This is a genomic window from Burkholderia sola (assembly GCF_905400185.1).
GTDB lineage: Bacteria > Pseudomonadota > Gammaproteobacteria > Burkholderiales > Burkholderiaceae > Burkholderia > Burkholderia sola.
In genome coordinates, this window is sequence record NZ_FR989677.1 from 567,355 (window position 1) to 589,681 (window position 22,327).

General features: G+C 69.5%; 17 protein-coding genes. 16 read left to right on the forward strand and 1 reads right to left on the reverse strand.

The window, feature by feature from the left end; all coding sequences use genetic code 11:
* Positions 1-3: 3 nt before the first annotated feature.
* The 12 genes from xylB (at position 4) to KR541_RS32650 (ending at position 15,744) form a co-directional block, all read left to right on the forward strand.
* Entirely contained in the window at positions 4-1,482 is a 1,479-nt protein-coding gene (gene xylB, locus KR541_RS32595; RefSeq protein ID WP_050016750.1) for a xylulokinase, read from the forward strand.
* A gap of 87 nt (positions 1,483-1,569) precedes the next feature.
* Positions 1,570-2,598, forward strand: a complete 1,029-nt coding sequence (xylF, locus tag KR541_RS32600; protein WP_050016752.1) for a D-xylose ABC transporter substrate-binding protein — start codon at positions 1,570-1,572, stop codon at positions 2,596-2,598.
* Positions 2,599-2,662: 64 nt separating this feature from the next.
* Positions 2,663-4,222 (forward strand): D-xylose ABC transporter ATP-binding protein, encoded by a 1,560-nt coding sequence (gene xylG, locus KR541_RS32605; RefSeq protein WP_050016753.1) that lies wholly within the window; start codon positions 2,663-2,665, stop codon positions 4,220-4,222.
* A complete protein-coding gene (locus tag KR541_RS32610; RefSeq protein ID WP_050016755.1) occupies positions 4,219-5,418 on the forward strand; it encodes a sugar ABC transporter permease in 1,200 nt (399 codons plus the stop codon). Before xylG ends, KR541_RS32610 begins: the two co-directional genes overlap by 4 nt.
* Before the next feature lie 47 nt (positions 5,419-5,465).
* Positions 5,466-5,783 carry a hypothetical protein gene (locus tag KR541_RS32615; RefSeq protein WP_080334358.1) on the forward strand — a complete coding sequence of 106 codons (318 nt, stop codon included), beginning with the start codon at positions 5,466-5,468 and terminating at the stop codon, positions 5,781-5,783.
* Positions 5,784-6,274: 491 nt separating this feature from the next.
* Positions 6,275-8,413: a LamG-like jellyroll fold domain-containing protein gene (locus tag KR541_RS32620; RefSeq protein WP_050016834.1), complete on the forward strand. Its 2,139-nt coding sequence runs from the start codon at positions 6,275-6,277 to the stop codon at positions 8,411-8,413.
* A 371-nt stretch (positions 8,414-8,784) separates the two neighbouring features.
* Positions 8,785-10,275 carry a sensor histidine kinase gene (locus KR541_RS32625; RefSeq protein WP_216090087.1) on the forward strand — a complete coding sequence of 497 codons (1,491 nt, stop codon included), beginning with the start codon at positions 8,785-8,787 and terminating at the stop codon, positions 10,273-10,275.
* Positions 10,257-11,633 carry a sigma-54-dependent transcriptional regulator gene (locus KR541_RS32630; RefSeq protein WP_216090088.1) on the forward strand — a complete coding sequence of 459 codons (1,377 nt, stop codon included), beginning with the start codon at positions 10,257-10,259 and terminating at the stop codon, positions 11,631-11,633. Before KR541_RS32625 ends, KR541_RS32630 begins: the two co-directional genes overlap by 19 nt.
* A 363-nt stretch (positions 11,634-11,996) precedes the next feature.
* Positions 11,997-12,578, forward strand: coding sequence for a hypothetical protein (locus tag KR541_RS32635; RefSeq protein WP_235356275.1), 582 nt, complete (start codon positions 11,997-11,999; stop codon positions 12,576-12,578).
* 42 nt (positions 12,579-12,620) lie between these two features.
* Positions 12,621-13,166, forward strand: coding sequence for a hypothetical protein (locus KR541_RS32640; RefSeq protein WP_089490443.1), 546 nt, complete (start codon positions 12,621-12,623; stop codon positions 13,164-13,166).
* A gap of 21 nt (positions 13,167-13,187) precedes the next feature.
* Complete coding sequence (locus KR541_RS32645) at positions 13,188-14,453, forward strand: MFS transporter (RefSeq protein WP_089490442.1); 1,266 nt, start codon at positions 13,188-13,190, stop codon at positions 14,451-14,453.
* A 37-nt stretch (positions 14,454-14,490) separates the two neighbouring features.
* Complete coding sequence (locus KR541_RS32650; RefSeq protein ID WP_216090090.1) at positions 14,491-15,744, forward strand: arsenic transporter; 1,254 nt, start codon at positions 14,491-14,493, stop codon at positions 15,742-15,744.
* 36 nt (positions 15,745-15,780) lie between these two features.
* Here KR541_RS32650 and KR541_RS32655 read toward each other — a convergent pair whose 3' ends face one another.
* A complete protein-coding gene (locus KR541_RS32655) occupies positions 15,781-17,886 on the reverse strand; it encodes a TonB-dependent siderophore receptor (protein WP_089490440.1) in 2,106 nt (701 codons plus the stop codon).
* A 394-nt stretch (positions 17,887-18,280) separates the two neighbouring features.
* Between KR541_RS32655 and KR541_RS32660 the strand changes: the two genes are divergently transcribed.
* The 4 genes from KR541_RS32660 to KR541_RS32675 are packed head-to-tail and all read left to right on the forward strand — an operon-like array spanning position 18,281 to position 22,304.
* Positions 18,281-19,861 carry an acetolactate synthase large subunit gene (locus KR541_RS32660; protein ID WP_089490439.1) on the forward strand — a complete coding sequence of 527 codons (1,581 nt, stop codon included), beginning with the start codon at positions 18,281-18,283 and terminating at the stop codon, positions 19,859-19,861.
* A 49-nt stretch (positions 19,862-19,910) separates the two neighbouring features.
* A complete protein-coding gene (locus tag KR541_RS32665) occupies positions 19,911-20,723 on the forward strand; it encodes an SDR family NAD(P)-dependent oxidoreductase (RefSeq protein WP_216090091.1) in 813 nt (270 codons plus the stop codon).
* A 15-nt stretch (positions 20,724-20,738) separates the two neighbouring features.
* Positions 20,739-21,776, forward strand: a complete 1,038-nt coding sequence (locus KR541_RS32670; RefSeq protein WP_050016772.1) for a sialidase family protein — start codon at positions 20,739-20,741, stop codon at positions 21,774-21,776.
* A gap of 12 nt (positions 21,777-21,788) precedes the next feature.
* Positions 21,789-22,304, forward strand: a complete 516-nt coding sequence (locus KR541_RS32675) for a VOC family protein (RefSeq protein ID WP_050016774.1) — start codon at positions 21,789-21,791, stop codon at positions 22,302-22,304.
* Positions 22,305-22,327: the final 23 nt, after the last annotated feature.

The following is a 22,327-nucleotide window of genomic DNA, read 5'->3' on the forward strand; positions in this document are numbered from 1 at the left end:
GCCATGTACATCGGACTCGATCTCGGCACGTCGGGCATGAAGGCGGTGCTGCTCGACCGTGACGGCGCGGTGCGCGCGAGCGCGAGCCGTCCGCTCACCGTGAGCCGGCCGCAGCCGCGCTGGTCCGAGCAGGCGCCGCGCGACTGGTGGGAGGCCGCCTGCGACGCGCTCGCCGCACTCGTGGCGGAGGCGCGTACGGCCGGCATCGATCCGCGCGACATCGACGCGCTCGGGTTGACCGGCCAGATGCACGGCGCGACGCTGCTCGATGCGCACGGCGACGTGCTGCGCCCCGCGATTTTGTGGAACGACGGCCGGGCCGACGCGGAGTGCGACGAACTCGAACGGCTCGCGCCCGCGCTGCGCACGGTGGCCGGCAACATCGCGATGCCGGGCTTCACCGCGCCGAAGCTGCTGTGGGTGCGGCGTCACGAGCCCGACGTGTTCGCGCGCATCGCCTACGTGCTGCTGCCGAAGGATTATCTGCGCTACCGGCTGACCGGCGCGTTCGCGACCGATTCGTCGGATGCCGCCGGCACGCTGTGGCTCGACGTCGCGAAGCGCGATTACGACGACACGCTGCTCGCCGCCTGCGGGCTGTCGCGCACGCAGATGCCGGCCGTCTTCGAGGGCAACCAAATCACCGGCACGCTGCTGCCGGCCGTCGCACGGGCGCTGGGCCTGCGCGAGATTCCGGTGGTGGCGGGCGGCGGCGACAACGCGGCCGGCGCGGTGGGCGTCGGGATCGTGCGGCCCGGCGATGCGCTGCTGTCGCTCGGCACGTCGGGCGTGTATTTCGCGGTGTCGGACGGGTTTCGCGCGAATCCGGAATCGGCGGTGCACAGCTTCTGTCATGCGCTGCCCGATACGTGGCACCTGATGTCCGTGATGCTGAACGCGGCCGGCTGCGTCGACTTCACCGCGCAACTGGCCGGCTACGACGGCGTCGCGGCGCTGCTCGACGATGCCGAGACGAACGCCCGCGCGAGCCGCCCGTGGTTCCTGCCGTACCTGAGCGGCGAGCGTACGCCGCACAACGACGTGAACGCGAAGGGCGTGTTCTACGGGCTCACGCCCGACACGCGCCGTACCGATCTCGCGAACGCGACGCTCGAAGGCGTCGGCTTCGCGCTGCTCGACGGCATCGACGCGCTGCATGCGGCCGGGCTCGCCCCCGACAGCATCACCGTGATCGGCGGCGGCTCGCGCAGCGCGTACTGGACGCAGATGCTCGCCGACCTGAGCGGCCGCGCGCTGACGCTGCGCGAAGGCGGCGAAGTGGGGCCGGCGCTCGGCGCCGCGCGCCTCGCGCACCTCGCGGTCGAACCGCGTGCGCGGCTCGACGACGTGTGCCCGCAACCGCCCGTCGTCGCGGTGCGCGAGCCCGATCCCGAGCGGCACGCGTGGTATCGCGACGTGCGCCGGCCGACGTTTCGCGCGCTGTATCGGGCGCTCGAACCGGTGTTTGCGACGGGCGCTTGACACGCACGTTGCAGTGAATCGATGCGGGCGGTGCAATCCGGCGGCCGCCCGCGGTTCGTGAGTGGTTCCATAACAAGGAGTGGAGACATGAAATCCGTGACGCGTCGTACCGTATTGAGTTCGCTTGCCGGCGCCGCCGCGCTGGCGATCCTCGCACTGGGCTCGCCGCTCGCCCATGCGAGCAAGGACAAGCCCGAGATCGGTTTCTGCATCGACGACCTGCGCGTCGAGCGCTGGTCGCGCGATCGCGACTATTTCGTTGCAGCCGCAACCAAACTCGGCGCGAAGGTGTCGGTGCAGTCGGCCGACGCAAGCGAGGCGCGGCAGATTTCGCAGATCGAGAACCTGATCTCGCGCGGCGTCGACGTGATCGTCATCGTGCCGTTCAACTCGAAGACGCTCGGCAACGTCGTCGCCGAAGCGCGCAAGGCCGGCATCAAGGTCGTGTCGTACGACCGCCTGATTCTCGACGCGGACGTCGACGCGTATATCTCGTTCGACAACGAGAAGGTCGGCGAGCTGCAGGCGCAGGGCGTGTTCGACGCGAAGCCGAAGGGCAACTACTTCCTGTTGGGCGGCGCGCCGACCGACAACAACGCGAAGATGCTGCGCGAAGGACAACTGAAGGTGCTGAAGCCCGCGATCGACCGCGGCGACATCAAGGTCGTCGGCCAGCAGTGGGTGCCCGAATGGAGCGCGTCGACCGCGCTGCGGATCGTCGAGGACGCGCTGACCGCGAACAATAACAAGATCGACGCGATCGTCGCGTCGAACGACGGCACGGCCGGCGGCGCGATTCAGGCGCTCGCCGCGCAGCATCTGGCCGGCAAGGTGCCGGTGTCCGGGCAGGATGCGGATCTGGCCGCGGTCAAGCGGGTGATCGCCGGCACGCAGACGATGACCGTCTACAAGCCGCTGAAGCTGATCGCGAGCGAAGCCGCGAAGCTGGCGGTCGATCTCGCGAAGGGCACGAAGCCCGCGTTCAACGCGCAGTACGACAACGGCAAGAAGAAGGTCGACACGGTGCTGCTGCAGCCGACGCTGCTGACCAAGCGCAACGTCGACGTCGTCGTGAAGGACGGCTTCTATACCCAGGCCCAGCTGGCGAGCCAGTAAGCGTACGACGGACGCGACGCGCGGCCGCCGCGACGGCGGCCGCTTACTGCGAGGCAATGAACGAATGACGGAACCCTTGCTGACGATGCGTGGCATCGTCAAGGCATTCGACGGCGTGAAGGCGCTCGACGGTATCGACCTGACCGTGCGCCCCGGCGAATGCGTCGGGCTGTGCGGCGAGAACGGCGCCGGCAAGTCGACGCTGATGAAGGTGCTGTCGGGCGTGTACCCGCACGGCACGTGGGACGGCGAGATCCGCTGGGAAGGCGCGCCGCTCGTGGCGTCCGGCGTGCGCGACACCGAGCGCGCGGGCATCGCGATCATCCATCAGGAACTGATGCTCGTGCCCGAACTGTCGGTGGCCGAGAACATCTTCCTCGGCAACGAGATCACGCTGCCGGGCGGGCGCATGCACTTCGCGGCGATGGTCCAGCGCGCGGAGGAACTGCTGCAGGAATTACGGATCGACTCGATCAACGTCGCGCAGCCGGTGATGAACTACGGCGGCGGCCACCAGCAGCTGATCGAGATCGCGAAGGCGCTGAACAAGCGCGCGAAGCTGCTGATCCTCGACGAACCGTCGTCGTCGCTGAGCGCGTCGGAAACGCGGATCCTGCTCGACATCGTGCGCGACCTGAAGCGGCGCGGCGTGGCGTGCGTGTACATCTCGCACAAGCTCGACGAGGTGGCGGCCGTGTGCGACACGGTCACCGTGATCCGCGACGGCCGCCATGTCGCGACCGAACCGATGGCCGCGCTGACCACCGACCGGATCATCGCGATGATGGTCGGCCGCGAGATCCGCGACCTGTATCCGCGCGAGCCGCACGAGATCGGCGACGTCGTGCTCGACGTACGCCACGTGACGTGCCGCGACGTGACGAACGCGCGCCGCAAGCGCGTCGACGACGTGTCGTTCAGCGTGCGGCGCGGCGAGATCGTCGGCGTGGCCGGGCTCGTCGGCGCTGGGCGCACCGAGTTGATGCAGGCGATCTTCGGCGCGTATCCGGGCGCGTGCACGGCGACGGTGACGATGAACGGCCGGCCGCTGTCGATCCGCTCGCCGGCCGACGCGATCCGCGCCGGCATCGCGATGGTGCCCGAGGACCGCAAGCGCCACGGCATCGTGCCGCAGCTCGGCGTCGGCCACAACATCACGCTCGCGGTGCTGCAGCGCTTCGCGGCGCGCGGGCGGATCGACGCGGCCGCCGAGCTCGACGCGATCCGCACCGAGATGCAGCGGCTGTCGGTGCGCGCCGCCCACCCGTTCCTGTCGATCGCGAGCCTGTCGGGCGGCAACCAGCAGAAGGCGGTGCTCGCGAAGATGCTGCTGACCGAGCCGCAGGTGCTGATCCTCGACGAACCGACGCGCGGCGTCGACGTGGGCGCGAAGGCCGAGATCTACCGGCTGATCTTTGCGCTCGCAAAGCGCGGCGTCGCGCTGATCGTCGTGTCGTCGGAACTGCCGGAAGTGCTCGGCCTCGCCGATCGCGTGCTGGTGATCGGCGAAGGCGAATTGCGCGGCGATTTCGTCAACCAGGGCCTCACGCAGGAACAGATTCTCGGCGCCGCGCTGAAGCCCGCGCGGCTGCCGGCCGAACCCACCGCAGCGAGTGCGACATGAATTCCGAACTTTCTTCCTCGACCCCGGCGACGCCGGATGCAGGCGCCGGCCGCGCGCCGCGGCTGCCATTGCGCCACGTCTTCACGCGCTACAAGGTGCTCGCGCTGCTGTTCGCGGTCGTCGCGATCTGGGCGTTCTTCTCGGTGCTGACGGACGGCGCGTTCGTCACGCCGCGCAACGTATCGAACCTGCTGCGGCAGATGTCGATCACCGGCATGCTCGCGTGCGGGATGGTGTTCGTCATCATCGCGGGCGAGATCGACCTGTCGGTCGGCTCGCTGCTCGGGCTGCTCGGCGGCGTCGCCGCGATCCTCGACGTCAACCGCCACTGGCCGGTTGCGGCGACGGTCCCGGCCGTGCTCGCGCTCGGCGTGCTGATCGGACTCTTCAACGGCTGGTGGTCGACCTATCGGCGCGTGCCGTCGTTCATCGTCGGGCTCGGCGGGATGCTCGCGTTTCGCGGCATCCTGCTCGGCGTGACGGGCGGCTCGACGATCGCGCCCGTGTCGGACGGCTTCGTGTTCATCGGGCAGGGTTATCTACCGCGTCTCGCCGGGGACGGCCTCGCGGTGCTGCTGTTCGTGGTCGCGACGCTGCTGGTGGTGCGGCAGCGCGGCACGCGGCGGCGCTACCGGCTTTCGGTCGCGCCGTTGTGGCAGGACGTCGCGAAGATCGTCGGCGCGGGCGCCGTGCTGTTCGCGTTCGTCGCGACGCTCGACCGTTACGGCGGCATTCCGGTGCCCGTGCTGCTGCTGCTCGTGCTGCTCGGCGTGTTCTCGTGGATCGCGACGCAGACCGTGTTCGGCCGGCGCATCTATGCGGTGGGGTCGAACCTGGAGGCGACGCGGCTGTCGGGCGTGGACACCGATCGCGTGAAGCTCGTGATCTTCGCGCTGATGGGGCTGATGTGCGCGTTCGCCGGCCTCGTCAACACGGCGCGGCTCGCGGCCGGGTCGCCGTCGGCCGGCTCGATGGGCGAACTCGATGCGATCGCTGCGTGCTTCATCGGCGGCACGTCGATGCGCGGCGGGTCGGGCACCGTCTACGGCGCGCTGATCGGCGCGCTCGTGATGGCGAGCCTCGACAACGGGATGTCGATGCTCGACGTCGACGCGTACTGGCAGATGATCGTCAAGGGCGCGGTGCTGGTGCTGGCGGTGTGGATCGACGTGGTGTCGCGGTCGAACCGGCGCTGACGTGCGGGTCGGCGCCGGTCGGTCGCGAGTCGACGAAGAGGACGACGATGGAACGAAACACGATGCGCGCGGCGGATGTTTCCGTGCGGGTGGCCGGACCGTTCGCGATGCCGGATGCCGGTTCCGTGCTGGACCTGGATGACCCGCGCGACCGGCAGGTGATCGCGGATGCACTGCGCGCGCTGCTGCGCGAGCGTTCCGAGGCGCTCGCGTTCGCGATGCGCATGGCTGACCAGCGCGGCCGGCCCCGGCCCGATGCGGCCGATTTCGCGCTGACCGACATCATTCGGCTGGCGCGCATCGTCGAGCGAGTCGAGCGGGACGGTGCGTCGCAGCGCGCTGCCGTTGCCGCGGACGCGCGTTGAAAGGCGAGGCGGCTCCGACGCGCGGGCCGCGGACCGAATGCGCCGCGCATGCCGCGCGGTCGACGCTCAACGCGGCGAATCGAATCGCACGCCGATCAGCGGACGACGATTCCCCGAATCGTGGGCTGACGCGGCCGTTTCCTTACAACGCGTAATTGACCCGCCCGATCCCGACGCGCACCATGCGCGGTTGCCGCCGCTTCCCGCCACTGTCATCGTTTGCGTTCAGGATCGCATGACGTGTGGCGGCCGGAGCCGGTGCAGGCGAAGCGGGGCGCTTCCGCAGATGCCTGACCAACCGCCGTCTGCTTCACCGTGCCGGGATTTCCGGCGACAGCGGCACACTTTCGACGAAGTTCGAACCCAGGGCCGCGCGCGGGCGCGGCCGCAACGACCAAGGGAGACGCATGAGCGGCAAGGACTGGACGAAGGACAACGCGATGCGCGAAGCGGTCGCGCATCGCACGGGCGACGCTTCGCAACCCGAATGGATGTCGGACGACGCGATGTCGCGGCGCACGTTTCTCCACAGTCTGGGCGCATGGGCGATGCTCGCCTGCGGCGGGACGTTCGGCGGTGCGAGCGCCGCATTCGCCGCGGTATCGCAGGGCTCGACGGCGGCCTTCGTCCATCCGGGCCTGCTGCATACGCAGGCGGATTTCGATCGCGTCGCGCAAAAGGTGATGACGCACGCGCAGCCGTGGTTCGACGGCTGGTCGGTGCTGATCGCGAACGGCCACGCGAGCCAGTCGTGGCAGCCGCGGCCGCAGGTCGAGATCGATCGCGGCGGCAGCGGGCCGCAGAACTACGGAATCCTGTACAACGACGTCGCCGCCGCCTATGCGTGCGCGCTGCGCTGGAAGGTGACCGGCGACAAGCTGTATGCGGACACGGCCGTGCGGATCATGAACGCATGGGCGGCGACGCTGAAGCGCCTGGGCGGCGATTCGAACGTCGACCTCGCGGCCGGCCTGTACGGCTACGAGTTCGCGAATGCCGGCGAGATCATGCGCGGCTATCCGGGCTGGGCGGCCGCGGATTTCGCCGCGTTCCAGCGGATGATGCGCACCGTGTTCTACCCGATCAACACCGATTTCCTGCATCGTCACAACAATACCGAGATCACGCACTACTGGGCGAACTGGGACCTGTGCAATATCGCGTCGATCCTCGCGATCGGCGTGCTGTGCGACGACCGCGCGCTGTTCGACGAGGCGATCGACTATTTCCGCGCGGGGCCCGGCAACGGCGCGATACCGCAGGCGGTGTATTACCTGCATCCGGGCCATCTCGGCCAGTGGCAGGAGAGCGGCCGCGACCAGGGGCACAACACGCTCGGCATCGCGCTGGCCGGCGCGATCTGCGAGATGGCGTGGAATCAGGGCGTCGATCTGTACGGGTACGACAACAACCGTTTTCTTGCCGGCGCCGAATACGTCGCGAAAGCCAATTTGCGCCAATCGCCCGACGGCCCGTTCTTCGACGTGCCGTACGTCACCTACTCGAACGTGAACGTCACGCAAACGCAGTTCGCGACCGGCGGCCAGGGCGGGGTCCGGCCGTGCTGGGCGCTCGTGTACAACCACTACGTGAACCGCAAGGGGCTCGCGGCGCCGTGGTCGAAGCGCTTCGCGCTCGCCGCACAGCCCGAGGGTGGCGGCGGCAACTACGGGCCGAACAGCGGCGGCTACGATCAGCTCGGCTACGGCACGCTGATGTATACGCGCGATCCGGCCGGCCCGGCGCCCGCACCGAGCGGGCTCACCGCGCACGCGAGCGCCGGGCGCGCGGTGCTGTCGTGGTGGGGTGTCGCGAACGGCACGCACTATACGGTGAAGCGCGGCGCGGCGTCGGGCGGCCCGTACGCGACCGTCGCGACCGGCATCGTCGATCCGCTGACGTGGACGGACAGCCCGGCCGCGGGCACCTGGTATTACGTTGTGAGCGCAACCACGCCGACCGGCGAAACGCAGCATTCCGCGGAGGCGCGCGTGGTGACCGGCCAGCAGCTGCAGATCTGGCTGCCGTTCGACGAATCGCGCGGCGTCACCGCCGCCGATCGCAGCGGCAACGGGCACCCCGGTACGCTGGTCGGCGGGGCGGCGTTCGCGCCGGGGCGCAGCGGCAATGCGCTGTCGCTCGACGGTGCGGGCAGCTACGTCGCGCTTGCGGCGGGCGTGCTCGCCGACGTGTCGGATTTCACGGTCGCGGCATGGGTGTGTGCGCGCACCGTGCGGAAGTGGTCGCGGGTGTTCGACTTCGGCTCCGGTGTCGGGCGCTACATGATGCTCACGCCGCTCGCCGACACCGGCGCGCTGCGCTTCGCGATCACGGTCAACGGGGCGCACGGCGAGCGGCGTATCGATGCGAAAGCGCCGCTGCGAGCCGCGCAGTGGACGCACGTGGCCGTCACGCTGGCGGGGACGACGGCCACGCTCTACGTCGACGGCGCAGCAGTCGGTAGCGCGGCCGACGCGTTTCTCGCGCCGTGGCGGCTCGCTCCGACCGCGAACAACTGGATCGGGCGGTCGCAGTTCGCGGCCGATCCGGCCTTCGACGGCTTGGTGAGCGATTTCCGCGTGTACCACGGTGCGCTGACGGCGGGGCAAGTCGCCGCGCTTGCGCGGTAGGGGCGCGCCGCACGCCAAGAGGGGTCGAGACGCCCGACGCCGGATTTCCGGCGGCGGGCGTTTTCGATTCCCGTTCGATTTTCCGGGCAGGTACCTTCAAGCCTGAGTACGGTCGGCGCAACGGCGCGGGCTCGGCGAAGGCGGTGATTGCGGACACGTATGTCGATGGCGGCAAGGCGGCCCAGGCGCGTGCGATCGGCGGGATTTGTCGCCGATACCGAAATGCAAGTGGCGAGCGTGACGGCACTGGCGCGCGCCGTTGCCGTTCCGATCCGATCGGGCCAGCAGTCGGCGCAATGCATGCCGGTCGTGACCGCTTCGCATGACATGCAATACGCTATTCTGTCGTCCTCAACCGCCAGCCCGATCCGATGAAGCGTCCGTCGTTTTCCACCCAACTCGTCATGCTCTGGGCACTCGTCGCGGCGCTGTGCGCGACGCTGGTCGCGGTCGTCTGGGTTACGGCGACTTCCGCCGAGAGTCAGCAGGTGGCCAGCGCGAAGGCCGCCGGCGCGTCGGCCTGCGAAGCGGTCGCGTCGCGTTACGGCGCGTCTTCCGCGTCGGCGGGCGCCGGGCCCGCCCCGGACCTGATGCACGCGATCCTCGACATCGTGCTGTCCCGCGCGCCGGACATGGAGGGCGGGTTCTGGATGCCCGACGCCGCCCCGGCGGCGAGCGGCTTTCTCGCGTATTCCTTTCCGACTTATCAGGGCAGCGGCGTCAAACACGACGTTCCGGAAGCGGAAACGCCGCTGATCCTCCGCACGCTGCGCGCCGCGGCCGCGACGCATGCCGCGACGGCGAACGTCGTCGAAGGCGCGCAGGATGCGGTGATCGCGGCGGCCTGTCCGGTACGCGGCGGATCGGGGCTGTACGTGTGGATGCTGACGCGTGCGCGCCCGCCGCTGGGCCGGCACGGGGAATTGCTGGCCACGGGCCTCGCGGCCGTGCTCGCGGTGATTCTGGCGATCGCGGCGGCGCTGGCCGTGGCGCTGCGCCGATGGAAGCGCAATCTCGCGCGGATCGAGAGCGGGCTCGGGCCCGACGGTCGCGAGCATCAGCTGCCGTACGTCGGCGAACCCGATCTCGACCGCGTCATCGATGCGTTCAACGAGCGGGCGCGGCGCGCCGACCTGCTGCAACAGCAGGCCGACGAACTGCGCACGCGCCTCGCGCAGGCCGAGCGCTTCGGCATGCTGGGGAAGCTTGCCGCACAGGTCGCGCACGAGATTCGCAATCCGATGGGCGCGATGCGGCTGAAGGCGGAAAACGCACTGGCGGGCGACGGCCGACGGCAGCAGGACGCGTTGCGCGTGATCCTCGCGCAGATCGAGCGCATCGATGCGCAATTGTCGAGCCTGCTCGCGCTGACGCAGCCGGTGCGCCCGCATGCGACACGGGTCGACGTCGACGCGTGGCTCGCGCAGGTCGTCGATGCGCACCGCGAGCTCGCGCAGCGGCAAGCGATCGACCTGACGCTGTCGCTCGCGGGGCAGGGCGAGCGGCTCGCGTGGCCGTCGGATTTTCCCGCCTTCGATCCCGACCAGATGCGGCGGGCGCTCGACAATCTGCTGCTCAACGCGCTGCACCACGCGGGCGACGGCGGCGCGGTCACGCTCGCCGCCGAGCGGCGCGCGTTCGCCGGGCGCGACTGGCTGTGCATCACCGTGTCGGACAGCGGCCCCGGCGTGCCGGCCGCGCAGCGCGAGCGGATTTTCGAGCCGTTCGTGACGGGCCGCGCGGATGGCACGGGCCTCGGCCTCGCCGTCGTCCGCGAAGTGGCGGCGGCGCATGGCGGGCACGCGCGCCTCGACGGGGGCACCGCATTCGTGATTGAAATTCCATGGCAAACATCCTCATAGTCGACGACGACGCGGCCTTCCGCGACAGCCTCGCCGAAACGCTCGCCGATCTCGGTCATCGGGCCGTCGAGGCCGCAACCGGTCGCGCCGCGCTCAGCGCGTTGCGCGACGGCGGCGGCATCGAATGCATCTTTCTGGATTTCCGCCTGCCCGATCTGGACGGGCTGGCCGTGCTCACGCAACTGCGCGACGATCCTGCGCTGGCCGCGATTCCGGTCGTCATGCTGACGGCCCATGCGACCAGCGACAACACGATCGAAGCGATGCGGCTCGGCGCATTCGATCACCTGACGAAGCCGATCGGGCGTCGCGACATCGCGCAACTGCTCGAACGCATCGTGTCGGCGAATCAGCCGCCCGCGCTCGCGCCGCCTGACAGCGGTTTCGCGGGCGAACCGTCGGCGGACCGACCGCAACTGCTGGGCGTGAGCGCCGCGATGCGCGACGTGCAAAAGCAGGTCGGCCGCGCCGCGATGAGCGACGCGACCGTGCTCGTGACCGGCGAGACGGGCACGGGCAAGGAGGTGGCGGCCCGCGTGCTGCATGCCGCATCGGCCCGACATGCGGGGCCGTTCGTCGCCGTGAACTGCGCGGCCATCCCGGCCGATCTGCTCGAAAGCGAGTTGTTCGGGCATCGTCGCGGCGCGTTCACGGGGGCGCACGCCGATCGTGCGGGGCGGCTCGTCGAGGCCGACGGCGGGACGCTTTTTCTCGACGAGATCGGCGACATGCCCGCCGCGATGCAGGCGAAGCTGCTGCGCGCGTTGCAGGAGCGCCAGGTGATGCCGCTCGGCGCGGATCGCCCGACCGCGATCAACATTCGCGTCGTGGCCGCGACGCACCGCGACCTCGCCGCGGCCGTCGCGAACGGCACGTTCCGCGAAGACCTGTTCTATCGGCTGAACGTCATTCCGCTGCACCTGCCGCCGCTCGCGGAGCGCGTCGCCGACATCCTGCCGCTCGCCGCGCATTTCCTCGGCAGCGCGGCAGGCATGCGCGCGCTGCATCTGACGAACGACGCGCAGCGCGCGCTGCTCGATCACCGCTGGCCGGGCAACGTGCGCGAACTGCGCAACGTGATGGAGCGGGCGGCCGCGCTCGCCCCCGGGCCGGCCGCCGGCGCGGCCGACCTCGGCCTGGCCGCCGTGCCGGCGCGCGCGTCGGGCGCCGAGGCGGTGCCGGCGCACCTGCTCGACATGCCGCTGCCCGATGCGCTGGCGACGGTCGAGCGCGCGGCGATCCTGCACGCGCTCGAGCGCGCGAACGGCAATCGCGCGGAGGCCGCGAGGCAGCTCGGGATCGGCCGCCAGTCGCTCTATGCGCGCATGGCGAATCTCGGGATCGAGCGGGACGACTAGTCGCGCCGTTTCGACCGTCGGGAATGCCGACATCCGGTGAAGCGACGTGTCGGGAAATCCGACACGTCAGACGTGCTTCGCGATTCGGCGCACGGCCACACGGTGCTTCTCAGGTTGGCACGGGTATTGCGGATATCGATGCATCGCAACCCGTCGCCGGAGCCCGTCATGAAGTCGTACCAGCCTGTCGTTCGATCGCGGTCGCGGCGCCGTGCCGCCGTTCACCGGTCGTATCGCATGCTCTGCGCTGCCGCACTCGTTGCCGTCGCAACCGTCAGCGTGGCGCAGGTGCCGCCGGCGCCGCGTGCGGAAGACCCGGCCGGCGCCATGCCGCCGCCTGCTCCTCCTCGGCCTCGTGCGCTTGTGCCTGCCGCGCCCGGAAACGACGCCGCGTCGGATGCGCTGGTTTCCGGCACGCTGTCGCGGCTGACGATCAATCCGGAAGGCGCCGTCGACGGCTTCGTGCTGACCGACGGCACGCTCGTCCGCCTGCCGCCGCATCTCGGTTCGCAATTGACGGCGCTCGTGCGGTCGGGCCAGCGTGTCACGATAGCCGGCGAACGACACGTCGACGATGAAATCCGCGCACGCGTCGTCCGCAACGACGGCACCGGCGCGTCGCTGTCCGATCAGCCGCCCGCGCCCGTCGCACCCGTGCCGCCGATGCTGCGCGGCGTCAATCTCGCCCGCCTGAGCGTGTCCGGCGTCGTGCGCCGCGTGACGCACGCGCCGCGCGGCGAGCCGGACGGCGTGATGCTCGACAGCGGGACGATCGTCAAGCTGACCGTTCCGGCCGCGCAGCAATTCGGCGCGCTGCTCGTTCCCGGCGAGCGCGTGGCCGCGGTCGGTTACGGCACGCGCAATGCGTACGGCGAAGCGTTGCAGGCGACGGCGTTCGGCGCGCCGGGCCATGTCGTGAACCTCTACGACGATGTCGCGCGCTGATCGCGCGACGCTATTCCCCCATCCATCGAAAGGAGTCCTGTCATGCACTGGATCGATCCCGCGTGCCTGCCCGAAACGCGCGGCCGCGTCACGCAGTTCCTGCTCAATCCGCACGGAGAAATCGACGGCCTGATCCTGAACGGCGACCTCCAGGTGCACGTACCACCGCATCTGGGCCGCGAACTGGTGCGTCATGTCGCGGTCGGCGACCGCATCCGCGTGCGGGGCGTCAAGCCGCGTCGCGCGGCGATGATCGCGGCCGTGCAACTGACCGGTCGCGGCGGCATCGACATCATCGACGCCGGGCCGGAGCACGCCGTCCCGAAGCCGCCGCGACCGCCTCGACAGCCGATGGAATCGAGCGGCGAAGTCGCGTTCGGGCTGCATGGCCCGAAAGGCGAGTTGAACGGTGCGTTGCTGACGAGCGGCGTCGCGCTGCGGGTGCCGCCGCATGCGGCTGAAGCCCTGCGCGACTATCTGCTTCCCGGCGTCCATGTGCAGGCGTGGGGCCACGGCGTCGTCACGCCGCACGGCACGACGCTCGACGTGAGCGAGATCGCCGAGCTCGTCGATGCGGATGCCGAATGATCGTGTGACGGTGAGACGCCCATGAGACCGGCACGCGCGCTCGAGGCGCTCAACTTCTTCCTGGCCGACGTGCAGGCCGGCATCGGCCCGTTCATCGGCGTCATCCTGCTGTCGCGCGGCTGGGGCGCCGATGCGATCGGCTCGGTGATGACGCTGGCCGGGCTCGCCGCGATGGCCGCGACGCCGTTGGCCGGCGCGCTCGTCGATGCGGTGCGCGCGAAGCGGGCGCTGATCGTCGTGGCGACCGCGGCGACGGCGCTTGCGTCGCTGGCGATGCTGTTCGTCCACAGCTATCCGGCGGTGGCGGCGTCGCAGATCCTCGCGGCGGTCAGCGGCGCGGTGCTGGCGCCGGCCGCCGCGGGCGTGACGCTCGGCATCGTGCGCCGGCAGGGTTTCGACCGGCAGTTCGGGCGCAACCAGATGGCGAACCACGCCGGCAACGTCGCCGGGGCGGCGCTCGCCGGGTGGCTCGGCTGGCATGTCGGGTTCGATGCGGTGTTCGCGCTCGTCGGCGTGTTTACGGTCCTCGCGATCGTGAGCACGTTGGCGATTCCCAGGTACGCGATCGATCATGCGTCCGCACGTGGCCTCGATCCTGCCGGTGCTGCGCCGGCAACGGACGCGACGCATCCCGATGCGTTCGACGCGGCGTCGACGTCGCGCGTCGGCGGCCTGCGCACGCTCGCCGAGAACCGGCCGCTGGTGCTGCTCGGCGCGTCGCTCGCGCTGTTTCATCTCGGCAACGCCGCGATGCTGCCGCTCTACGGGATGGGCGTCGTCGTCACGCATCGCAGCAACGCGAGCGCGTTCACCGCGCAGACGATCGTCATCGCGCAGTGCGTGATGATTGCGGCGGCGTGGCTCGCGCCCCGGCTGATCCGCGCGCACGGTTACTGGCGGGTGCTGCTGTGCTCGTATCTCGTGCTGCCGGTGCGCGGGCTGGTCGCCGCGACGTGGATGAGCGAAGCGGGCGTGTGGCCGGTGCAGGTGCTCGACGGTATCGGCGCCGGTCTGCAAAGCGTGGTCGTGCCCGCGCTCGTGGTGCGCCTGCTGCATGGCTCCGGCCGCGTGAACGCCGGGCAGGGCGCCGTCGCGACCGCGCAGGGCATCGGCGCGGCGCTCAGCCCGGTGCTGGGCGGCATGCTCGCGCAGCACTTCGGCTATCCGGCCGCGTTCGTCGTGCTGGGCGCCGTGTCGACGGGCTCGCTCGCGCTGTGGCTCGGCCATGCGCGATCGCTGAGCAGCGCGTGCGGCAAGCCCGCCGATTTATCGGCGACATCGTCGTGACAGCGATGTCGATTCCCCTGCCTCCGTCCACTTGCCCATGAATCCTGTTTCGCTTGCCTGGCTGATTTCCGCGCTCGCCACCGCGGGCGTCATCACGCGCCCGTTCGGCTGGCCCGAGGCCACGTGGGCCGTGAGCGGCGCGCTGCTGCTGGTCGGGTTGAACCTGTTGCCCGTCGCGCAGGCGCTGGACGCCGTCGCGAAAGGCGGCGACGTGTACCTGTTCTTGACGGGCATGATGCTGCTGTCCGAGGCGGCCCGTCGCGAGGGGCTGTTCGACTGGGTCGCGACGCACGTCGTCAATCTCGCACAGGGATCGCCGCGGCGGTTGTTCGCGCTGATCTACGCGGTCGGTGTCGTCACCACGGTGTTCCTGTCGAACGATGCGACCGCCGTCGTGCTGACGCCCGCGGTCCTGGCCGCCGCGCGCCGCGCGAAGGCCGATCCGATGCCGCTGCTGTACAGCTGTGCGCTCGTCGCCAATGCCGCGAGTTTCGTGTTGCCGATTTCGAATCCCGCGAACCTGGTGCTGTACGGCGCGCACATGCCGGCCCTCGGCGTCTGGCTCGCGCACTTCGCGGCGCCGTCCGTCGCGTCGATCGCGTGCACGTTCGTCATGCTGCGGATCGTGCAGCGACGTGCGCTTTCCGGCCGTTGTGAGTCCGCGCTGCCGGTGCCGCCGCTGACCAGCGGCGGCCGCATCGCGCTGGCAGGCATCGCCGCAACGGCCGTCGCGCTGATGGCGGTATCGATCGCCGATCGCCCGCTCGGGTTGCCGACCGCGCTGGCGGGTGTCGTCACGGTCGCGTGCGTGGTGATGCGGGATCGCGCGGCGGGCGTGCCGATCGTTCGCGCGATTTCATGGAGCGTGTTGCCGCTCGTCGCGGGGCTGTTCGTCGTCGTCGAGACGCTCGACCGGACCGGCGCGGTGCGCGCGCTGGCGGGGCTGCTACACGCGCTCATGCAAAGCGGCGAGCACGTTGCGGCGGCCGTAGCCGGCGTCGCGGTCGCGCTGGTGTCGAACGGGGTCAACAATCTGCCAGCCGGGCTGATCGCGAGTTCGACGATCCACGTCGCGCACAGCCCGCGAACGGTGGTCGATGCAATGCTGATCGGCGTGGATCTCGGCCCGAACCTGTCGATCACCGGATCGCTCGCGACGATTCTGTGGCTGACGGCGATCCGGCGCGAAGGGCTGCAGGTCGGTTTCCGCGCATTCCTCGCGGTCGGCGCGTGCGTGATGCCGCCGGCGTTGCTGCTCGCGCTGGGCGCGCGGTTCGTGGTCGGCGGCTGACGCGCGATGCGCGTCGCGTCAACCGTCCGGGCCGGCTTAGAACGAGTAAGCGAGCGACGCGAACAGGCTGCGCGGCGCGCCCGGCGCGACCCACAGGCTGTTGTACGAGCTGACGTAGGTGGTGCGATTGAACAGGTTGTTCAGCACGACCGACGCGCGCAGGTGCTTGTTGACCTGAACGTAGCCGTTGAGCTGCACGGTCGCGTAGGCCGGCAGCTCGAAGCCGTCCTGCGTGTTGGCCGTGTTGCCGGCGCGGCGCCCGACGTAGATCACGCCGGCGCCGGCGCCGGCCTTGTCCGCGAACGGCAGGGTCGTCTCGTACATCAGCAGCGCGCTGCCGCTCAGACGCGGCACGTCGACGAGGCGTGAGCCGGGCGCCAGCACGGTGTCGCGCGTGACCTCGGCGTCGACGTACGCGAAATTGGCGATGCCGCGCAGGCCGTGGCCGAGATCGCCGCTCCATTCGAATTCGACGCCGCGGCTGCGTACTTCGCCGGCCGCGCGCGAGAAGCCGGCGTTCGCCGGATCGGCGGTGAGCACGTTGCGCTTGGTCACGTAGAACGCGGAGACGGTCGTGAGCGAGCGCGCGCCCGCCCATTTCGCGCCGGCTTCGTAGCCGTGGCCCTTTTCGGGATCGAACGCGTTACCGCCGACGTCGGCGCCGTTGTTCGGCCGGAACGAATACGCGGTGTTCGCATAGAACGACCACGCGGGGCTCATTTCATACACGACGCCGATACGCGGGCTCACCGCGGTCTGCAACTGGCTCGTCGTCACGCCCTTCAGGCGGTTGTCGATCGACTGGTGGAAGCGATCCCAGCGCAGCCCGGCCAGGATCTTCCAGTGCGGCCCGAACGCGAGCGTGTCCTGCGCGTAGACGCCTTGTCCGTTATCGCGTTCGAGCAGGTTGGTCGCGGTGCGCGGCGTCGGCGCGGGCTGGCCGTACACCGGATCGAAGATGTCGATCGCATACGGCGCCGCGGCGCTCGGGGTGGAGCGCGCGACGAACTGGTCGTAGTTGAAGCGATACGCATCGACACCCATCACGAGCGTATGGCCGATACCGCCCGTGCGGAACGAGCCGGTGGTTTCGACGCGGCCCTGCAGGTCGTTCGAATGAAACGCGACTTGCCGGTAGCGGCGCCACAGCGTGCGGCCGTCCGGCTGCAATGCGAATGCCTCGGACGAGCGCCCCGACAGGTCGGTGTTGCGTTGCGCGACGCCCGCATTGACCGACCAGCTGGAATCGATGCGATGCTCGAGCGTGAACTGGTGGCCCGTGTTGCGCACGTCGTAGTCGCCGTCGCGCGGCTCGCCGAGAAAGCGCGACGCGGGGATCACGCCGAGCTGGCCGTTGACCGCCAGCACGCCGCGATCGAGCGGCGCGCGCTGACGCGCGCTCTCGAATTCGTAGTGCAGCGTCGTGTCCGCGCCGATGTCCCACGTGAACGACGGCGAGAACAGGTAGCGTTTGCTCGACACCGTGTCGCGAAAGCTGCCGTTGTTTTCGTTCATCGCGACGAAGCGGTACGCGAGCGATTTCGTGACGGGGCCGGTCGAATCGAGGGTCTGGCGCAGTGCGCCGTAGCTGCCGGCCGATACGCCGATGGTGTTCGCGCGTGCAAACTGCGGCTGCTTCGTCGTATAGCTGATGATCCCGCCCGGATCGCCGCGGCCATACAGCGCGGATGCCGGCCCCTTGAGCACTTCCATGCGCTCGAGGTTGACGGTGTCGCGCGGCACGCTCATCCCGCGATTCCACGAAAAGCCGTTGACCAGGTAGTCGGTGCCGGACGTGTTGCCGTCGCCGGCGAAGCCGCGCACCGCGTAGTTGTCCCACAGGCCGCCGAAGTTGTTCTGGCGCGAGACGCCCGCGACCCAGTCGTAAAGATCGTCGCCGCGCGTGGCGGCCACGGTCTGGATCAGCTTCGTGTCGACGCTGCTGACCGCGAACGGAATCTCCATCACGTCGGCCTCGCTGCGCGTCGCGCTCGTCGATTCGCGCGTGCGGAACGGCGCCGTCGCGCGTTGCGCGGAGATTTCGATGGTGGGCAGCGACGTTTCCTGCGCGTCGGCGGCGCCCATGCCGGTCGTGCCGACGACGATGGCCATCGGCGCGGCCGCCCAGTTCCTCCTGCTCATACCTCTCCTTTTCGTGTCGTTCGCGTTCGGGCACGGCGGGCGGCCTTGCGCCGACATCTGTGTTCCAAACAGTACATTTGCGCGGCAATTTAATGCAAATGAGAGGCATTTGCAATCGTAATTTTGAGAATGGATGCGAGAAGGGAAACGGTGCGCGTCGCGGACGCGGTCGATCGGGCGTAGCGGTTTCGTGAAATTCCGAATGGTGGGAAATGTGTCGTGTCGTGGTGGCGATCGTATATCGCCTCAACATCTGCAATATGGGAAATTGGCAAGAAATATCGGGTAAACGTGGACCTTGGTGAAGTCATGGAATGTGAATTGGGTTGTTTGACAAATCCCGTAATTCGGGATTAAAGTAAAAACACTTCAGCCAAACCCGTCGAGCAGCAGCATGAACATCCCACAGTTGGACAGCGATACCGAAGCAAGAAGCGGGGCGAGCGTCGTGCTCGCCACTGCGCGAGACGCGGGCGTCGACGTCTGTTTCGCCAATCCCGGCACGACCGAGATGCCGTTCGTCGGTGCGCTCGACACCGTGGCCGGCGTGCGGTCGATCCTCGGGCTGTTCGAGGGCGTGTGCACGGGCGCGGCCGACGGCTATGGCCGCATGACCGGCAAGCCCGCGATGACGCTGCTGCATCTCGGGCCCGGCCACGCGAACGGCATTGCCAACCTGCACAACGCGCGCCGCGCCCGCACGCCGATCCTGAACATCGTCGGCGATCACGCGCGCGCGCATCTGAAGTACGACGCACCGCTCACGTCCGACATCGAATCGCTCGCCCGTCCGGTGTCGGTGTGGTATCGCAGTGTGGCGCGCGACACGGATCTCGCGACGGATACGGCCGATGCGATTTCGGCCGCGATGGGCACGCCGCGCGGCGTCGCGACCCTCGTGCTGCCCGTCGATCTCCAGTCGGCCAGCGTGCGCGGCGCGGCGTGGCCCGCCGTCGTACGCCCGGCCGCGGTGTCGTTCGACGCCGCGCGGGTCGAACAGGTGGCCGATCTGCTGCTCGGCGGTCATCGCGCCGTCCTGCTGATGGGCGCCCGCGCGCTGTCGGCGCGCGGGCAGCGGGCGGCGGCACGCATCGCGACGGCCACCGGCGCGACCTGCTTCAGCGAAACCTTTCCTGCGCGGGCGGAGCGCGGCGGCGGCCTGCCGGACATCGACCGCCTGCCTTATTTCCCCGAGCCGGCGCTCGCGGCGCTGGCCGGCCGGCGCGTGGTGCTGGCCGGCGCGCTCGCGCCCGTCACCTACTTCGGCTACGACGGCATTCCGGGCGAACTTGCGCGGCCCGAGGACATCGTGACGCTGGCAACACCGGGCGATGCGGCGGACGACGCGCTGGAGGCGCTGGCCGATCGCATCGGTGCGGCGGCGAATGACGATGGCGTGCACGTCGAGCGCTGGCGCGTGGAGGACGGCCCGCTCACGCCGCAGGCCGTCGGCCGCGTGCTCGCGAATGCGCTGCCCGACGACGCGATCGTGTCGATCGAAGGCGGTACGTGCGGCTACCCGTTCGTGACCGCATCGGCGCGCGCACGTCGTCACACCATTTTGACGAACACCGGCGGCGCGATCGGCCAGGGCCTGCCGGTGGCGCTCGGCGCCGCCGTCGCGTGCCCGGACCGCCGCGTGTTCGCGCTGCAGTCCGACGGCAGCGCGCAATACACGATCCAGTCGCTGTGGACGATGGCGCGCGAGCGTTTGCCGATCGTGATGCTGATCGCATCGAACCGGCGCTACGGCATCCTGCAGACCGAACTCGCGCGCAGCGGCCTGCCGGCCGACACGCCGCACGCGAGCCGCCTGACGCAACTGGACGATCCGCCGATCGACTGGATCGCGCTGTCGCGCGGCTACGGCGTGCCGGCCGAACGCGTGGGCACGACGGAAGCGCTGGTGCAAGCGCTCGACAACGCGCTCGCGCATACCGACGGGCCGACGCTCATCGAAATGCAGTTGTCCTGATCGCACAACGCGCTTCTTTCCTTAATCCCGACTCTCACCTTTCATCGACATGGATCTGCAACTGCACGGAAAAGCCGCGTTCATCACCGGCGGCAGCATGGGCATCGGCAAGGCGGTCGCGCTCGAACTGGCGCGCGAAGGCGTCAACGTCGCGACCGCCGCGCGACGCATCGAACACCTCGAAGCGGCGGCCGCCGAGATTCGCACGACGCTCGCGCCGCTCGGCGACGCGGCCGGCGCGATCCTGCCCGTCACGGTGGACACAACGGACATGGCGTCGATCGAAGCGGCGATGGCCGCGTGCGTCGAGCGCTTCGGCCGGCTCGACATCCTGCTGAACGGCGCCGCGCATCCGGGCGGGCTCGTGCGCGCCGAACTCGAACACGCTGACCCGGAGGGACTGCTGCAGGATATCGACATCAAGGTGGTCGGCTACCTGCGCTGCGCGAAGGCGGCCGCACCGTACATGCGGGCCAACGGCTTCGGCCGGATCGTCAACATCGGCGGCCTGACGGGCCGCGGCAGCAAGCAGCTGTCCGGCATGCGCAACGTGGCGATCGTGCACCTGACCAAGACGCTGTCCGACCAGCTCGGCCCGTTCGGCATCACGGTCAACACGATTCATCCGGGCGTCGTCGAGACGCCGCACATCCATGAGCTCTACGAGAAGGAAGCGCAGAAGCAGGGGCTCACGGCCGCGGAAGTCGAGGCCAACTACGTGAAGGTCACGCCGATCCGCCGCGTGCTGCAGCCGGAAGAAATGGGGTGGATCGTCGCGTTTCTCGCGTCGCCGAAGTCCGGCTCGATCACCGGCGAGTCGATCGGCTGCGACGGCGGGCTCACGCGCGGCATTTTTCTCTGACACAAGGAGCACTTCATGACCGCAACCGTACTGGTCGCCACCGCCGGGCAAGGCATCCTGCGCTCGAACGACGACGGCGAGACCTGGCATCGCCTCGGGCTTGCCGAGCCGATCGAGTTCGACGGCATCGTGCGCGCGCTCGCGGTGTGCCCGGCGATGCCGTCGCGCGTCTATGCCGGCGCCGATTCGGGGCTGTGCATCAGCGACGATGGCGGCGCGCACTGGTTCCGGCCCGAGAACCTGCTGAACGGGCAGACGGTCTGGTCGATCGCGATCGATCCGGCCAACCCGGCCGTGCTCTATGCGGGCACCGGCGCGCCGTCGCGCGCCGCGCTTTACAAGTCGAGCGACGCGGGCGCAACTTGGGCGCGAACGGCGCCCGAGTTTCCGGAGTTTTGCGCGGGCGTCAATCGTCCGCGGCTGCTGACGATCTGCGTGGACCCGGAAGACAGCCGCAACGTCTGGTACGGCGTGGAGGAGGGCGGCGCGTGGCGCAGCCGCGATGCCGGTGCGAGCTGGACGCGCGTGGACGGCCCCGGCACCGCGATCCGCAACAGCGACATTCATGCGATCGCCGTCGTGCCCGCCGCGCAAGGCCGGCCGAAGACCACGATGCTGCTGACGGTCAACGCGGTGTACGTGAGCGAGGACGACGGCGTGACGTGGGACGGCAAGCTGTCGCGCGACCGCTTCGACGGGCTGTACTACACGCGCACCGTCGTGCAACTGCCGGAGCCCGAAGGCGACCTGCTGATGGCGATCGGCGACGGCACGCCGGGCAGCCGCAGCCGCATCTACCGCTCGACCGATCGCGGCCACGCGTGGCACGAGACGGATCTGCACACGCCGCCGAACTCCACGTTCTGGGCGTTCGGCGTGCATGCGGCCCGGCCGGCGCTCGTGTATGCGGGCACCAAGTACGGGCACCTGTTCCGCTCGCGCGACGGCGGCCGGAACTGGACCAAGGAATGGCGCGATTTCAGCGAGATCACGGCGGTGGCATGGACGCCGTTCGAGGCGCCGCTGGCCGCCCACGCGCAGTCGACCCACTGAGCGGAGCGAACGATGACACCCTCCGATATCCGCCAACGCGCCGAGCGTGCGAACGCGAGCGGCCTGCCGCTGCCGACGCCGCGCGTGCAACGCACCCACCTGTCGCTGTTCGTGCGCGATCCCGTTCGCTCGAGCACCTGGTATGCCGAGGTGCTCGGCATGACGGAAACCGCGCGCGGCGAGCAGTGGGTGTTCATGTCGTTCGGCCAGAAGCACCACGACATCGCGCTGATTCGCGCGGCATCCGATGCGGAACTCGGCACGATCGGCCTGCAGCATTACGGCCTCGAAATCGCGGGCGGGCTGACCGAATTGCGCCGTCTGTACGGGATGCTGATTCGCCGCGACGTGCCGATCGTCAAGATCACCGATCACAAGGTCGGGATCGGCGTGTATTTCACGGACCCGGACGGCAACCGGCTCGAATTCTTCTGCGAAATGGTCACGGACGACGAAGAGGGCAAGCGCGTGCTGCATCGATACAACGCGCCGAGCGATCCCGTCCAGCTCGAACCGCTGTTCGACTGACGCACCGCCTTTCCATCCGCATC

Bases quoted from the DNA above. Each gene is read 5' to 3' on its own strand.
- KR541_RS32650 (WP_216090090.1), top strand. From the start codon at position 14,491: ATGAATCCTGTTTCGCTTGCCTGGCTGATTTCCGCGCTCGCCACCGCG.
- xylB (WP_050016750.1), top strand. From the start codon at position 4: ATGTACATCGGACTCGATCTCGGCACGTCGGGCATGAAGGCGGTGCTG.
- xylG (WP_050016753.1), top strand. From the start codon at position 2,663: ATGACGGAACCCTTGCTGACGATGCGTGGCATCGTCAAGGCATTCGAC.
- KR541_RS32615 (WP_080334358.1), top strand. From the start codon at position 5,466: ATGGAACGAAACACGATGCGCGCGGCGGATGTTTCCGTGCGGGTGGCC.
- KR541_RS32620 (WP_050016834.1), top strand. From the start codon at position 6,275: ATGTCGGACGACGCGATGTCGCGGCGCACGTTTCTCCACAGTCTGGGC.
- KR541_RS32655 (WP_089490440.1), bottom strand. From the start codon at position 17,886: ATGAGCAGGAGGAACTGGGCGGCCGCGCCGATGGCCATCGTCGTCGGC.
- KR541_RS32660 (WP_089490439.1), top strand. From the start codon at position 18,281: ATGAACATCCCACAGTTGGACAGCGATACCGAAGCAAGAAGCGGGGCG.
- KR541_RS32625 (WP_216090087.1), top strand. From the start codon at position 8,785: ATGAAGCGTCCGTCGTTTTCCACCCAACTCGTCATGCTCTGGGCACTC.
- KR541_RS32670 (WP_050016772.1), top strand. From the start codon at position 20,739: ATGACCGCAACCGTACTGGTCGCCACCGCCGGGCAAGGCATCCTGCGC.
- KR541_RS32665 (WP_216090091.1), top strand. From the start codon at position 19,911: ATGGATCTGCAACTGCACGGAAAAGCCGCGTTCATCACCGGCGGCAGC.
- KR541_RS32630 (WP_216090088.1), top strand. From the start codon at position 10,257: ATGGCAAACATCCTCATAGTCGACGACGACGCGGCCTTCCGCGACAGC.
- KR541_RS32645 (WP_089490442.1), top strand. From the start codon at position 13,188: ATGAGACCGGCACGCGCGCTCGAGGCGCTCAACTTCTTCCTGGCCGAC.
- KR541_RS32675 (WP_050016774.1), top strand. From the start codon at position 21,789: ATGACACCCTCCGATATCCGCCAACGCGCCGAGCGTGCGAACGCGAGC.
- KR541_RS32610 (WP_050016755.1), top strand. From the start codon at position 4,219: ATGAATTCCGAACTTTCTTCCTCGACCCCGGCGACGCCGGATGCAGGC.
- xylF (WP_050016752.1), top strand. From the start codon at position 1,570: ATGAAATCCGTGACGCGTCGTACCGTATTGAGTTCGCTTGCCGGCGCC.
- KR541_RS32640 (WP_089490443.1), top strand. From the start codon at position 12,621: ATGCACTGGATCGATCCCGCGTGCCTGCCCGAAACGCGCGGCCGCGTC.